Origin of the sequence: Bacillus sp. N5-665 (genome assembly GCF_022637375.2) — a bacterium.
GTDB classification, from domain to species: domain Bacteria; phylum Bacillota; class Bacilli; order Bacillales; family Bacillaceae_G; genus Bacillus_A; species Bacillus_A wiedmannii.
Window position 1 is genome coordinate 2,199,172 of sequence record NZ_CP093325.1, and the last position, 13,085, is coordinate 2,212,256.

Sequence of the window (13,085 nt, forward strand, 5' to 3'; positions counted from 1 at the left end):
TCTAAGGAGTGAAAAAGTAGTATGAAAGAATTTGAGGAAAAGTTTAGTGAATTACAAGCTGATATGATATCTATATGTATGGAATATGTTGAAGATAGAGCGGATAAAGTGTACGTTTATGCTTCGCGTGAGGAAGGAATTATTTCGGGAAGTTTCTTTTATTGCATTAACAATAAATATGTAGAATGTCATAAAGTAAATGATGCATTGGAAGATGGAGACGGAAGATATGATGTGTCTATCAAAAGACAGTCTATAGTATTGCGCATTATATGTGAAGATATTGAGAAAATTGAAGAATTATGCAAAGGGTATGAGCGTGACATGCCAACTGAGATGAAATTAATATATGATGTTCATAGTGGCAAGTTTAAAGCTCAATATAAGTATGATTTAGTATATACGAATGATGAAGTTAAAACAGCTAGCCATATTGCTGATGAGTGGTTTGAGGAAGTGAAAAATAATAACCTTTAAAAGGGGTACAGTAATAGTTATATCTTGGTTAAATAGATAATGAGTGGGAGTAGAAAATGGAGAAATCAGTATTAGAAAAAATAGAATTAATTAAGGATATTTTAGGTAATGATCCATTTTGTTTGCTTATTGGTGAAATTATAGAGGTAGAAAAAACGGATGAAAAATTAGAAGAAGGCCCTTTGAAAGATTATAATTTTATTATAAAAAAATATGAAATGTTGAACGGTGGAGTAATTACTATATATGGTCATCTAAAACGCGAAAGTATTCAATTTTATACGGAGGACATGCCAGGTGGTGCTGATAAGTGGATTTGTATAGGGAAAATTGAAAGATATCCATTGTTTATTAATAAGATGAATGGAGAAGTTTCTTGTTTGTATGGAGATTTAATTAATCAAAATTTTATTATTGAGTCATATGGTGATTTTAATAATTTCTTACAACATTATTATGTAGGAAAAAGATATTGTGAATTAGGTAATAAGTTTGTTCAATTTGGAGGAATTAGTGAAACCGTAGGAAGCAAAGAGGATGATTGGTATCAGTTATTAGAAAGTAATGGTTTATTATGATAGATTAATTGAACGTATTATGAACATAATGATGTGAAAATATGTGGAAAATTATAATAATGATGTTATAAAAAGGTGGAGAAGTCAATGGATTTTAATGAGGGAATATCAACTTTATATAAAATGCGTTTTCTAGAGAATGAAGGGGATGATATTGAAGTTTTTGAGAGTATTCTCAATGAATTAGCGAATAAAGGGACAAATGATATAATTCCTGATCTATGTATAATTTTTGAGGATGATATGGCTGTGCCATCAGCGGGTGACTACCTTATTGAAACGATTTTTTATATTGCTGAACATTCCGGGCGAGAGGAAGGGCTATACAAATTAGCTATTAGTATTCCTAAAATGTTACCTCATGCAGAATTCTGGGCGGAAAGAATTCATCGGACACTTTTACATTCAAAAGATTTAGTCGTATCGTATATGAATGTTTTAGAAAATATAAATAGTTCAACAAAGCAAATAATTAAAGGGATTCTTCTTGAGATAAAAGAGGACGACCCAGATTTATATTTAGAAAAAGGAAATTCAATCTTAGAGAAATTGTGATAAGGGGATACTATGGAAAAGATAAGTGATTTTATATGTTTCGAAAAGTCGTCACAAGAGATTGTTGAAAAGTATACAGGTAAAGTTCCTGAACAAATAATAGCTTTATGGAAACAATATGGATTTGGAAGTATGTTAAACGGATATTTAAGGTTGATAAATCCAGAAGAATACTTAGATATATTAAAGGAAAGTTATATCCGTTATGAAGAGGCTATCCCGGTTTTTACAACAGGTATGGGAGATATTCTTGTGTGGGAAAATAACTATTTATTATTACTTAAGTATCGAAAAGGTACGGTAGATGTAGCAGGTGGAAAATTTAAGTTTTTCTTTAAAAATACGAAAGATGACTATTTTTTAGAGAAAGTATTGGATTGGATGCCTTACAAACAGGCAATACACAGGTACGGAAGCCTTGAAATTGATGAATGTTTTGGTTACACACCGTTACTTCCATTAGGTGAATCAGAAAAAGTAGAAAACTTACAAAAGGTTAAACTTATCGAGCATGTTTATTTCATTACTCAATTTATAGGTCCAATAGAATAATGAACGAAGAAACTGGAGGCAAGATAAAGAGGCTTTCAGATTTATTATTTTGACAAAAGGATATTACTGTAAGGGAGTAAAGTAAATGAATGTAGAGAACGTGGAAAGTATTTATCAAAAAGTAGTTATGCAGTTAAACAGTATTATTCCAGAACCGTGGGAAAAAGTAATGGTATATTCAGAAGTTGATGAATATAGTGATTCGACGGTATTTTTCTACTATCCAAAAAATAAGCAGGAACCGATATACAGTTTAGATATTGAAGATATGGAAGGGATTGATGAAGATGAGACTGATCACCAATTAAATCTTCTTGACAGTATCTTTAGAGAGTTATGGGAAGAATTTAAAAGAAATAAGAAGGAACCATGGACTAATGTAACATTTGAGTTATACTCTACTGGTAAGTTTGATGTTGAATTTGATTATACTTTATTAGAGGAAGAAAATAATTATAATCATTATGAGAGATTACTTATATGGAAGTATAAAAAGTTAGGAGTTTCTCTTGATGAAAAGAGAGAAAGTGATGTGAAACTAATTAGAGAATATATTCATACACAAAAATGATCTTTACTAGGGTTATAGATATAAGGTGTTTGAAAATAGATATCCTATGATAGCTGTCCTATCATAGGGTAGGTGTCTCATTTTTTACTGTATCGAATATCTCATCTCATACGTTTTTATACTTATTATCTATGGTTACACACAACTCATCGTTTACTCTTGCCAACAACCTATTTTCCTCAATGATTCTCACCGAATCATCTTTCATGTATAAATTAAATCGAGCACGTAATTCCTAGTTTGTTTCAGGAAATACGCTTCATTTCATAACAAGTCATTCGCAAATCCCAATAATCAAAATTTGGAAAATTGAAATAAAATGTTAAAGTATGTAATTATTTGTTTTATAATGGAATTGTGTTTTGGTAAGAATATTTTAAATGTTTGTAATCTAAATCAAACAGGAGGTTGTAAATATGGGGAGGAAATATGTAATTAGGATTCTAGCTTTACTCTCTGTCATATCTCTTTTCTTTAACTTAATGTTACCAAAGGCTAGCGCAGAAATTGAAAAGATTCCATCATTGAAAACAACAGCTACAAACAAAGCTGATGGCGGAAAAGAGATGCATGCAAAGGAGTCTATCACGATCCAAGACAAAGTAGAGTATACTAACTTAGTTGTTGGTAAAGAGTACACTGTAAAAGGTAAACTAATGAACAAAGTTATTAACAAGCCATTATTAATTGATGGAAAAGAAGTAACAGCTGAGACTAAGTTTACAGCAAAAGAAACGAATGGTTTTGTAACATTAGACTTTCCTTTCGTTGGTGCAGAGCAGCAAGGAAGAGAAGTGGTAGTGTTTGAAGAACTATATGAAGATGGTGTTTTAGTGGCAACTCATGCTGACATTAATGATGTAGGGCAAACGGTTCGATTTGTAGAACCAACAATCAAAACAACAGCTACAAATAAAGCGGATGGTGGAAAAGAGATGCATGCAAAAGATTCCATCACAATCCAAGATAAAGTGGAATACAAAGATTTGATCGTAGGGAAAGAATATGTTGTAAAAGGTAAACTAATGAACAAAGTTACGAACAAACCATTATTAATTGATGGAAAGGAAGTAACAACTGAGACTAAGTTTACAGCAAAAGAAAAGAACGGTTTTGTAACATTAGACTTTCCTTTCGTTGGTGCAGAGCAGCAAGGAAGAGAAGTAGTAGTGTTTGAAGAGGTATATCAAGACGGTGTTTTAGTGGCAATTCAATCTGACATTAACGATGTGGGGCAAACGGTTCGATTTGTAGAACCAACAATCAAGACAACAGCGACAAACAAAGCAGACGGTGGAAAAGAGATGCATGCAAACGAATTTGTCACGATTCAAGATAAAGTGGAATACAAAGACTTAATCATAGGTAAAGAATATGTAGCAAAAGGTAAACTAATGGATAAAGCAACAAAGAAACCTTTACTAGTTGACGGTAAAGAAGTAGCAGTAGAATCTAAATTTACTGCAAAAGAGAAGAATGGTTCTATCACACTTGATTTCACATTTAATGCTTCTAAACTACAAGGTAAAGAAGTAGTAGTATTTGAAAAACTATATCAAGATGATATCTTAGTAGCAATCAACGTTGACATTGAAGATGCGGACCATACAGTGAAGTTCAAAGCGGAAAAATTAGGAAAACCACAGCAGGAAAAGCCGCAATTAGAGCAACCTAAAACAGGAAAAACATCAAAAGCAGGAACATTACCAGCTACAGGTGGAAATATGTACTTTACGTGGTTCTCAGTCGGAGCCGGTCTTTTGTTATTAACTCTTGGAGCAATATTATTTATGAAACGTAGAAATGCATAATTATTAAATAGTCTTTTAGACAGAAGATATGGATAGGAAATAAAGTCATAAAGAAAGGCTCTCTTTTGATTCGTTTTTTCAAAAGAGGGTCTTTTCTTAGTAACATGCTGGTTGGTAAACGAAATGTTACTAAGGAATATATGTATAGAACTAGATACAAGTAATAGTTGAGGAAAGGCCATTGTTGGAGTGGTGAAAAATAGAAATAAAATTTATGATAATTAAATAGGAGGACATAGTGAACAAGAACAGGCAGTTAATTCAACAAGTAAAAGTCGTGATACATAAGTTGGAGAAAGACTATGTGAAAGATATTAATAGTGGTATTTTACAATTAATATATAAAAGATATAAGAAAGCGTTAGAAATATTAGAGAATAACGAGGATATTAAGGGAATAACCATTGTGGGTGGCGTACGTGCATATATGGACAGTCACAATGATTATCCACATACATTATTAGAAGAATTACATAAAGCTGAAACAATCGCCAAAGAATTAACTAACAGATAGTGATAGAGGAAAAACAAGAAGTGATAAAATAAGGGAGAAGTTTTATAAAAAGCAAAATATAATTCTTGTAATGCTTGAGAATAAGGAGAGCTATTATGAATATATGGCAACTAACAAATCTATTAGGTAATGATGAAGTAACTACTTATAATGAAAGTGGACAAGAAGTATTTGATGATGGATTTAATGGTACACCTATGCTTAGTACATGGAAACCTATTCAAATGAAGACATATAAACATATGGAAAAAGCCGATTTATTAAGTTTTGAAGGAGAGTCATTTCCTACCCCACCTATTTTTACAAAAAAAGCTATACATATTTTAAATGATTTAATAGAGAATCAAGTAGAGTGTTTGCCGCTATTACATGAGACATATAGTTGTTATGCTGTAAATGTAACGAATATTTTTGAGTGTGTGGATCATAAAAAATCAGTTCCTACTAAATACGGTGGTTATGATGAGTTTATCTTTATCCCAGAAAAAGTAGAAAATCAGCATATATTTCGTAATAGTAACACGCAACATTCATTAGGAGATTTCCCTATTACATCTGTAGAAATATTTGTATCAGATGCTTTTAAAGAAAGAGTTACAAATAGTGGATTGAAAGGGTTTCGTTTTAAATTAGTATGGGAATCTGATGAGAAAAATGATGAATAAGAAATAGAAAATAATCCAATGATACGCCCAACGTCAATAGAAGATTTTAAAACACATATTCAGTAGCATTTGACTTTAATCGAGAGAATACTTGTAAATAAAATAGAATTCAGCCTTTTTTCTAGTATAAGGGGGGATAGTTTGTGGGAAAAGATGAAATTGCAAACTTATTAGACAGTATGTTAGATAAAGAATTAGAGGATTTAGATTCCCCTTCAGATAATGATTGGAGGGAACTGGAGAAAAAATTTGGATGTCAATTTCCTAAAGAATTTAAATGCTTTATTGAACTAATGTCTGAATATGTATTTCCAGGGGATATTTTAAATGTTTCTAGTGGTAAGACGAACGGAAATGATACTATTGAATTTATTTATGATTATGAAATGAAAGAAGGTTTTTGGAAAAACGAACTAATCCCTTTTTATAGTATAGGTAATGGAGATTACTTTTGTCTTCATTCAAAAGAGGGCCAGCGAACGGGAGTTTACTTTTATTTTCATGAAGAACATGGTGTAACTAAGGAAGCGGATAATTTTGAAGAATGGTTAAATCAATTACCAACCTATTTGAATTAATAACTAAAGATAGATTTGTATTCTAGAAATTAATTCTTTTATTAAACTATAAATTTTTTGAAACTCTTCAATAAACTCTACTCAAAGTATGGAGGGAAATAAATGTCATTAGAAAAAAGATATTTATTTTAAAAAGAATACGTTTTCTGGATCATGAAGATGATAGCATTGAGCTATTTGAAGAAATCTTAAATGAAATATTGCAAACGGCAGATAATAAAGTAATTATTGATTTGTGCAGTGTATTTCATGATGAAATAGATGAACCTTCGATTGTTGGTGATTTAATTGAATCGATTTTTTATATAATCGAAAAAAATGGAGTTGAAGATGGTTTAAGTAAACTGATTGAAGGGATAAGCATTGTTTTGCCACAAGCTAAATATTGTGCTAAAAGATTCTATAGAAGTCTTCTAGCTTCAGATGATTTTATTATTCCATTTATTAATGTATTGAAGAAGGCTAAAACTACAAATAAAGAAGGCGTTATTAAAATTTTGAAAGAAATAAGTGAGAAACAGCCACAACAATATTTTGAAAAAGTTGATTTGATTTGTAAAGAGGTTATTTAATACTTTAATTATAAAATAACTCGAAAGTTTGCATGTAGGATCATGAAAATCGCTTTAATATATTTCATTAAAATATCAATCTAGATAAATTATATGGTTAATACTAGCTAGAGTGGCTTCGGAAAATATTTGAATAGCACGCCAAAAGCAATGGGCAATTTGAAACCAATCCTTGTAATGGGGCGTACTATTGAGGATTACTTTGTGTAATTCTAGCCTAAAAAAGGATTGAATATTTATTAGAAGGTGAAGTTATGTGGAGAGAGAAGATTAGTCATATATCCAAAATAAGAGAGAAACGAAATCGAAAATTCAATTTACCTATCAACGAAAAGGAGTTATCAAAATTTCGTAAATCTGTAGTAGAAAAATTTGGTGAAGATGTCCTGCCACAGCAGTACTATGAATTTTTAAAAACAGTTAATGGAATTGAATTTAATGGATTAATAATATATGGGATTGACCAAAGTTTTTTAGATTTTAAGCCAATAAATCAGGTAGATAGTTTTTTTGATGCTAATGAAATATGGGAATCAATTAAAGAAGAAGATGAACTGATTTTTTTCGGAGATTCAGATATAGCTTGGTATTGTTATAATGTTTCCAAAAAGAAATTTGTTGAACTAGACAAGCCTTCAGGCGAGCATATGGAAACTTTTTGCGATTTTGATACTATGCTTAAATCTGCTCTCTCAGCAGCACTTAGCTAAATGTATCGTAGTCAATGTCTAACTGTTTAATCTAGATGAAAATAGTGCAGGGGGATTCTATGGAAAGTAAGGGAAAAGCGATAAAAATCTATGATTTCATTAAAAAAGGGGGTATAGAACAAGCGAAAGAGATCATTATTACTGATAAAAGTTTGCTTGATTTTGTAACGCCTTATGGAACGTGGCTACATGCTGCGGCTAGAGCTGGTGAACTGGATATGATAAAATTTCTTGTTGAATCTGGTATGGATATTAACCTTAATGAAGGTGTACCAAAGTCAGCGCCTATTGCACATGCAGCTAGTGAAGGTGAAATTGGTATTGTAGAGTACTTATTTGATAATGGTGCAATATTAGATGTTAGTGATCCAAATAGAAATCCTCTATTCTCAGCGATTTATGGTGGGCATCTTAATATTGTAAAGTATCTTGTTCAGAATGGTATTGATAGTACTGTAAAGTATACAGGGGATACTATGAAAGAGCTGGGAGCTTACGAATTTGCTATTGAAAGAGGAGAAGTAGAAATTGCTGAATATTTAAAAATGTACACTTGAGATGGAAGCCATATATTGATGTAATAGAAAAGTTGAAAACTAATGATCATATTAATTTAATTATCCAATTCATTTAAAAGGAGAAATTTATATGGACAGCAAATCTGAGATCAAGAGATTATATAGTTGTAGATTTTTAAAAAATCAATCGGAATGTGAAGAGTTTGACAGTGTATTAGAAAACTTAGCAGATTGTGATGATGAGAAGCTTATTAAAGAGTTGTGTATAGTATTTGAGGATGAAACACAAGAGGAAGAAGTTATGTTTGGTCTAGTTCATTTTATTGAAGATTTTGAAATGGGAAAATATCTAACAGAGATGCCTAAAGCTTTACCAAAAATGGTTGAGAGTGCAAAAGAGTGGGCAATGCTACTAAACATAAGAATTTTAAATAATGATTTATATAGAAGTGAGTATGCTAAAGTACTTGTAGGAATGAATCATGATATACAACTAACGATAATTAATTTACTTAATGAAATTATTGCTGATAACCCTAAAAGATTTGAGAGGACTGCCAATGAGGTTCTTAGTCAATTACAAGGAGTTCATAAAAATAAATAAGAATTGTAGAAATACTGTATTATAGATAAAACTAAGAATACCCTAGCGAAGAGCTAGGGTGTTTGTGTTATATAGTTTCACCATATGCTTCCGAATTAGGAGCAGGAGTAATCAACGAACCTTTTGTAGCGTTTCCTATAATAGAATGAAAGTGTTTAACGTTTAAATATAGGAAGAAAAACAATTAAGCTTTTATTTTATTTAAAATGGTTACTCTATTAGTAGTGAATAATAAATAATTTTGCTTTACTGTCTTAATTAAAATACGATCAGTTGTACCATATGCTGTTCCAATTCGGATTACGCTTTTTTCTTCAACACCAGCATATGTATTATCTTCTGTTACCTCAGTGATTTCACATAATGGAATATGGATTTTAGAGAATTGCCATGAAATAATTAGTTCATCTTTTGTTTTTTCGACATGAATACCTAACATGTTACCAGAACCTTTCTATAATAAAATTTTACTCGTACTATTTTATTATACAAATTTATAAATCTTATTTCTATTTTTTTACAGAGAGTATACAATTAACAACGAGAAAATGTTCATAATTACTTTCATTCCTCTTATAACGAATTCTACAATAGAAAACAGAACATATATTTGGTATAATCGAAATATACTATATGAAACGATGTACATGAGTTTGAGATTTATGAAAAAAGGTAAGTAATACATAATAATACATACGCTATAGGATTCAGTTCATGTTATACAAATCAATCGTTAGAAAGGAAAAGAAGTATGAATCAAATTTCATTCGAAGATTTATTTGAAGAAGAAAACAAACCAGAAAAGGTGGAGGTAGCTGAGATTCCCGTACCTTTATCGCCCTTACAAAAGGATATTTTAGAATTAATTAATTCTGAAGAAATAAGTGCACTTGAGTTATGCGAACAATTAATACGAGCTGGTAAAATATCAGATGAAAGATTCACAACGAATAAGCCTAAAGCATATGGGCAAGTATGCTTACTATTAGAAGGTTTTGTTAAAGAAGAAAAGCTTATTTTTGTCAAAAGTGATGAGAAAAGAGATAGAGTATATAAATTGAAATACGAAGATTCTAACGAATAAAATGTATAAAGTATAGAAATGAAATAAGGAAGTCCTCATATTTGTGTTGAAAGAGTATTTTCACATAAGCGTGGGGATTTTTTTGAGGGAGGATGTATGAAAGATTGGGAGTATAATGAATTATTTCATGCAATTCGGGAGGCGTATGAAGAGTTATTAGATGAAGAGAGAGGGTATCGATATGCTATAGCAAAACTAGCGGATGAATTTGATAATTTAGGAAAGATTGAAGATGTTATCGTTGATACTGCCATAGGCGAAATAGCAGTCGATCATCATATAGTTTTTATTGGGCGTATTAAAGGTATAACAAAGAGGCTAAGTATGTTTAACCTTCAAGAGGCAGAAGGTGAATTAACAGTAGAGGAAATAAAAGATTTATCGATAAGAATGAACAATGTAATAGAAGAATTGAAAAATGTAAAGAGTGATTATAAATCTTCGGTTGAATAGTTCATGTTTCTGCAAAGGTAAGAGACATAGCTAAACAAGAGAATAGAAATCGCTGCATACATAAAACGTAAGATAGATGAGAGATAATAAAGGTTGGAAAAGGAATAAGACTAAAATAAAGAGATTAATAGGCATACGGTTATCAAAAATAAAAAAATTTATCTTATAGATAGTTAAATGGTTATTACTATATTACAAATAACCAACTTTTGTTTTATTTTTTATAGGAGAACAAAAGAGTAATCGTAAAGACTACTCTTGGATTTTTTTCTTTTCTTTCTTTTCGATTTCGGAAACGGAATTTTCAGGGTCTTTTATAAGTTTTCCCAGTTCTCCAGAACGTGAAAATTTATCTTCGAAGTTTTCTGTAGTACTGATACTAGCATCAAACCATAGATTTTTATCATCATTTATATATCCTTCTATAGAAGGAATTCCCATTGGACTTATTTTATGTTCTATAAATGTAATAGATTTTACATCCTGAATATTATAACGAATATACTTTTCTACACGTGCTTCTTGTGCTTTCCAAAATTTTTCCTCTTCTTCTTTATGTTTTAAGTATTCCAAAGTAAAAAATCCTCCTGCTATGAGCACCAAAGCAGATACAATCAAAATAACTACTTTCTTCATTAGAAATTCCCCTTATAAAAAACTTACCATTACATTCTTTTTAAAATGGGATAGGGAAGACAAGAGTAGTGCAGAGACTATTCTTATTTCTTTTCTTTCTCTTCCTTTTCAATTTCGGATACGGATTTTTCAGGGTCCTTTATAAGTTTTCCTAATTCCGCAGAACAATCAAATTTATCTTCGAAATTTTCTGTAGTACTAATACGAGCTACAAAATCTAATTGTTGGTTATTATTTATATACCCTTTTAGTCTAGGAATGCCCATAGGACTAGTTTCACGTTCTGTAAATGTAATAGATTTCACATCTTGAATATTATAATGAATATACTTTTCTACCCGTACTTCTTGTGCTTTCCAAAACTTTTCTTCTATTTCTTTTTGTTTTAAGTATTTCATTGTAAAATACCCTCCTGCTATAATACAAATAATGGATAAAATAATTACCAATTTTTTCTTCATAAAAGATCCCCTTATATTTCAATATAGTTAAAATATACCATGAAATGAGTTGAAACATATGAGTGAATTTAAAAAGAATGCAATTGCGACAGAGGAAGATTATTTCGATTTATCAGATGCCGTTTATGATGATCGAACTTTACATAAAGGAGCAGAAATAAAAGGACATAATAAAAGATGGGTAGTTATAGAATCAATAGATGCAGATTGTCAAAAAGTGAAAAATGGGTTACAAGCTATTGCAGTGGTGCCGAAAAATGATTATGAAGAGAATAAAACTCACTATGAAACTATAGTATTTGCATTTCGTGGAACAGAGCCTAAGCAATTAGCAGATTTCGAAACAGATATCGATCAAATTACGTTTGGAATTAAAACACATTCTAAAGTAATTACTCCAAGTAATAGTCAAACAGTAAAACCAGATTCTGCAACATCTTTTAATACCGGATTGGAATGGGTAGATAAAGTAAATGAAACATATCAGCCAACTTATGTGCATGCTACAGGGCATAGTAAAGGAGGCGCAGAAGCTGATTATGTTGCTTCGGAACGGAATTTTTATGCAACTACATGGGCTGCACCAAATCCTTATGGTTTGCTAAGTCCTGAAGCAAAAAAACGAGTAGATAGAGGGGAAATGGAAAACAAAGCTACGGATTATACACATGAGAATGACCCAATTGGTAACCATACTCAATTCGGTGCACCTCTAATTGGTAAGCAATTTACAGTGAGACAGAATGATACAAAAGAAGGTTTTTTTACACGTTTAACTATGGAAGGGCACGGCAGAGATACATTTAGAGGAGCATTTCATTCAAATGGAAGTCCCCTACTAAAATTAGAACCTGAAGATATTATAAGACAAGCACAAAAAATTCAAATGCTCAGTAATCGATTATCAGATATAGCAAAAAATATAGAAGAGTTTCAAAGAAGAGAAGCTGAAGCGGTTCGAAAGTTGAAAAGTCAATTAAAATATGAAACAGGGCCAGGTGGAAAATATCATCTATTAGAAGCATACGAAATAGATGAAGCCATCTCACGAATTGCCAAAACGAAAGAAGGTGGAAATGACTATTTCCACGATGTACACATGGCAGAAGAATTAATTCATCTTTTAAGAAAAGAACAAAAAAGTTTAAGTAGATTTGGGGACGAAATTAGTGATGCAGCAAATTCACTTAGGGATAAAGATAATCAATTAGCGGGGAATTTTCAGTTTAGATAAGGAGATAATTATATGATGGATTTTATGGGGGAAATTAAAAAGATAGAAAAGCAAATCGAAAGTGTTACAGGAGATTTAGCAGATCAGGTTGTTGAGGAGTTACAAGCTGCTAAAAAACAGATTGAAAGAGAAATGCAGCGTATGATGTTAAAAACAGAAGTAGGGTTTAAATCAATAGACATTATAAAAGAAGATACATATGCTCTTCAAAAAAACATAGGGGCATTTCATGAATTACAAACAAGTCTAAGAGATATAGCAGCAGAATTAGAGAAAAGTTTTGAAAGTAAAACTGGCAGTAAAATCAATGAAGAATTAAAAAAATATGAAAAACAAATTAACAACAACATTTTTAATGAACATGTTCACTTAGCAAACAGTTGTGGGAAAAAATAAGAGAAGAGGAAAAACTAAAGATAGTTTCTATTACTTTAATTTACTGAAAGAGATGCACTATGTAAATATGAGGTTTGGATTGAACAGAAAAGTGTGTCTGGTGATAAGTTATATGA

General features: G+C 31.0%; 19 protein-coding genes and 1 pseudogene. 17 read left to right on the forward strand and 3 right to left on the reverse strand.

Going from position 1 to position 13,085, the window contains the following annotated elements; all coding sequences use genetic code 11:
* The first annotated feature begins 21 nt into the window (after positions 1-21).
* From MNO09_RS13900 to MNO09_RS13960, 13 genes and pseudogenes are all read left to right on the forward strand, one after another.
* Positions 22-477: an immunity protein YezG family protein gene (locus MNO09_RS13900; protein ID WP_000657440.1), complete on the forward strand. Its 456-nt coding sequence runs from the start codon at positions 22-24 to the stop codon at positions 475-477.
* A 56-nt stretch (positions 478-533) separates the two neighbouring features.
* Positions 534-1,055: a hypothetical protein gene (locus tag MNO09_RS13905; RefSeq protein WP_000415781.1), complete on the forward strand. Its 522-nt coding sequence runs from the start codon at positions 534-536 to the stop codon at positions 1,053-1,055.
* Positions 1,056-1,142: 87 nt separating this feature from the next.
* Positions 1,143-1,610: an Imm30 family immunity protein gene (locus MNO09_RS13910; protein WP_000347046.1), complete on the forward strand. Its 468-nt coding sequence runs from the start codon at positions 1,143-1,145 to the stop codon at positions 1,608-1,610.
* Positions 1,611-1,622: 12 nt separating this feature from the next.
* Complete coding sequence (locus MNO09_RS13915; RefSeq protein ID WP_241950175.1) at positions 1,623-2,162, forward strand: T6SS immunity protein Tdi1 domain-containing protein; 540 nt, start codon at positions 1,623-1,625, stop codon at positions 2,160-2,162.
* 85 nt (positions 2,163-2,247) lie between these two features.
* The gene (locus tag MNO09_RS13920) at positions 2,248-2,733 is read left to right on the forward strand and encodes an immunity protein YezG family protein (protein ID WP_001100263.1); all 486 of its coding nucleotides are present in this window, start codon (positions 2,248-2,250) and stop codon (positions 2,731-2,733) included.
* A 509-nt stretch (positions 2,734-3,242) separates the two neighbouring features.
* A pseudogene (locus MNO09_RS13925) lies at positions 3,243-4,544 on the forward strand (VaFE repeat-containing surface-anchored protein); the annotation flags it as partial.
* 238 nt (positions 4,545-4,782) lie between these two features.
* The gene (locus tag MNO09_RS13930) at positions 4,783-5,058 is read left to right on the forward strand and encodes a hypothetical protein (protein ID WP_001039210.1); all 276 of its coding nucleotides are present in this window, start codon (positions 4,783-4,785) and stop codon (positions 5,056-5,058) included.
* A 95-nt stretch (positions 5,059-5,153) separates the two neighbouring features.
* Positions 5,154-5,723 carry an imm11 family protein gene (locus MNO09_RS13935; RefSeq protein ID WP_001028688.1) on the forward strand — a complete coding sequence of 190 codons (570 nt, stop codon included), beginning with the start codon at positions 5,154-5,156 and terminating at the stop codon, positions 5,721-5,723.
* A 143-nt stretch (positions 5,724-5,866) separates the two neighbouring features.
* Positions 5,867-6,301, forward strand: a complete 435-nt coding sequence (locus MNO09_RS13940) for an SMI1/KNR4 family protein (RefSeq protein WP_000513841.1) — start codon at positions 5,867-5,869, stop codon at positions 6,299-6,301.
* A gap of 200 nt (positions 6,302-6,501) precedes the next feature.
* Positions 6,502-6,873 (forward strand): Imm30 family immunity protein, encoded by a 372-nt coding sequence (locus MNO09_RS13945; RefSeq protein ID WP_001192443.1) that lies wholly within the window; start codon positions 6,502-6,504, stop codon positions 6,871-6,873.
* Between the two features lie 254 nt (positions 6,874-7,127).
* Positions 7,128-7,583 carry a YrhA family protein gene (locus tag MNO09_RS13950; RefSeq protein ID WP_000267972.1) on the forward strand — a complete coding sequence of 152 codons (456 nt, stop codon included), beginning with the start codon at positions 7,128-7,130 and terminating at the stop codon, positions 7,581-7,583.
* A 59-nt stretch (positions 7,584-7,642) separates the two neighbouring features.
* Positions 7,643-8,140, forward strand: a complete 498-nt coding sequence (locus tag MNO09_RS13955; RefSeq protein ID WP_000444064.1) for an ankyrin repeat domain-containing protein — start codon at positions 7,643-7,645, stop codon at positions 8,138-8,140.
* A gap of 91 nt (positions 8,141-8,231) precedes the next feature.
* Positions 8,232-8,705: an Imm30 family immunity protein gene (locus MNO09_RS13960; protein WP_000377534.1), complete on the forward strand. Its 474-nt coding sequence runs from the start codon at positions 8,232-8,234 to the stop codon at positions 8,703-8,705.
* Positions 8,706-8,889: 184 nt separating this feature from the next.
* Here the strand turns inward: MNO09_RS13960 and MNO09_RS13965 are convergent, their stop codons facing one another.
* Positions 8,890-9,144, reverse strand: coding sequence for a SunI/YnzG family protein (locus tag MNO09_RS13965; protein WP_000900623.1), 255 nt, complete (start codon positions 9,142-9,144; stop codon positions 8,890-8,892).
* 312 nt (positions 9,145-9,456) lie between these two features.
* On the opposite strand from MNO09_RS13965, the gene MNO09_RS13970 reads away from it, so the two are divergent.
* Complete coding sequence (locus MNO09_RS13970; protein WP_001071918.1) at positions 9,457-9,789, forward strand: DUF3895 domain-containing protein; 333 nt, start codon at positions 9,457-9,459, stop codon at positions 9,787-9,789.
* A 96-nt stretch (positions 9,790-9,885) separates the two neighbouring features.
* Positions 9,886-10,242, forward strand: coding sequence for an Imm3 family immunity protein (locus MNO09_RS13975; protein ID WP_000656081.1), 357 nt, complete (start codon positions 9,886-9,888; stop codon positions 10,240-10,242).
* Positions 10,243-10,494: 252 nt separating this feature from the next.
* Here the strand turns inward: MNO09_RS13975 and MNO09_RS13980 are convergent, their stop codons facing one another.
* Complete coding sequence (locus tag MNO09_RS13980; protein ID WP_000758188.1) at positions 10,495-10,878, reverse strand: DUF1433 domain-containing protein; 384 nt, start codon at positions 10,876-10,878, stop codon at positions 10,495-10,497.
* An 83-nt stretch (positions 10,879-10,961) separates the two neighbouring features.
* A complete protein-coding gene (locus MNO09_RS13985) occupies positions 10,962-11,339 on the reverse strand; it encodes a DUF1433 domain-containing protein (protein ID WP_000728340.1) in 378 nt (125 codons plus the stop codon).
* A 58-nt stretch (positions 11,340-11,397) separates the two neighbouring features.
* Between MNO09_RS13985 and MNO09_RS13990 the strand changes: the two genes are divergently transcribed.
* Together MNO09_RS13990 and MNO09_RS13995 are read left to right on the forward strand one after the other, a co-directional pair.
* Complete coding sequence (locus MNO09_RS13990; RefSeq protein ID WP_001288640.1) at positions 11,398-12,573, forward strand: coiled-coil domain-containing protein; 1,176 nt, start codon at positions 11,398-11,400, stop codon at positions 12,571-12,573.
* A 12-nt stretch (positions 12,574-12,585) separates the two neighbouring features.
* Positions 12,586-12,969 carry a hypothetical protein gene (locus tag MNO09_RS13995; RefSeq protein WP_000968638.1) on the forward strand — a complete coding sequence of 128 codons (384 nt, stop codon included), beginning with the start codon at positions 12,586-12,588 and terminating at the stop codon, positions 12,967-12,969.
* The last annotated feature ends 116 nt before the right edge of the window (positions 12,970-13,085 follow it).

Excerpts from the sequence above, each read along its gene's own strand:
- MNO09_RS13900 (WP_000657440.1), top strand. The coding sequence starts at position 22 with ATGAAAGAATTTGAGGAAAAGTTTAGTGAATTACAAGCTGATATGATA.
- MNO09_RS13905 (WP_000415781.1), top strand. The coding sequence starts at position 534 with ATGGAGAAATCAGTATTAGAAAAAATAGAATTAATTAAGGATATTTTA.
- MNO09_RS13910 (WP_000347046.1), top strand. The coding sequence starts at position 1,143 with ATGGATTTTAATGAGGGAATATCAACTTTATATAAAATGCGTTTTCTA.
- MNO09_RS13915 (WP_241950175.1), top strand. The coding sequence starts at position 1,623 with ATGGAAAAGATAAGTGATTTTATATGTTTCGAAAAGTCGTCACAAGAG.
- MNO09_RS13920 (WP_001100263.1), top strand. The coding sequence starts at position 2,248 with ATGAATGTAGAGAACGTGGAAAGTATTTATCAAAAAGTAGTTATGCAG.
- MNO09_RS13935 (WP_001028688.1), top strand. The coding sequence starts at position 5,154 with ATGAATATATGGCAACTAACAAATCTATTAGGTAATGATGAAGTAACT.
- MNO09_RS13950 (WP_000267972.1), top strand. The coding sequence starts at position 7,128 with ATGTGGAGAGAGAAGATTAGTCATATATCCAAAATAAGAGAGAAACGA.
- MNO09_RS13955 (WP_000444064.1), top strand. The coding sequence starts at position 7,643 with ATGGAAAGTAAGGGAAAAGCGATAAAAATCTATGATTTCATTAAAAAA.
- MNO09_RS13960 (WP_000377534.1), top strand. The coding sequence starts at position 8,232 with ATGGACAGCAAATCTGAGATCAAGAGATTATATAGTTGTAGATTTTTA.
- MNO09_RS13965 (WP_000900623.1), bottom strand. The coding sequence starts at position 9,144 with ATGTTAGGTATTCATGTCGAAAAAACAAAAGATGAACTAATTATTTCA.
- MNO09_RS13970 (WP_001071918.1), top strand. The coding sequence starts at position 9,457 with ATGAATCAAATTTCATTCGAAGATTTATTTGAAGAAGAAAACAAACCA.
- MNO09_RS13975 (WP_000656081.1), top strand. The coding sequence starts at position 9,886 with ATGAAAGATTGGGAGTATAATGAATTATTTCATGCAATTCGGGAGGCG.
- MNO09_RS13980 (WP_000758188.1), bottom strand. The coding sequence starts at position 10,878 with ATGAAGAAAGTAGTTATTTTGATTGTATCTGCTTTGGTGCTCATAGCA.
- MNO09_RS13985 (WP_000728340.1), bottom strand. The coding sequence starts at position 11,339 with ATGAAGAAAAAATTGGTAATTATTTTATCCATTATTTGTATTATAGCA.
- MNO09_RS13990 (WP_001288640.1), top strand. The coding sequence starts at position 11,398 with ATGAGTGAATTTAAAAAGAATGCAATTGCGACAGAGGAAGATTATTTC.
- MNO09_RS13995 (WP_000968638.1), top strand. The coding sequence starts at position 12,586 with ATGATGGATTTTATGGGGGAAATTAAAAAGATAGAAAAGCAAATCGAA.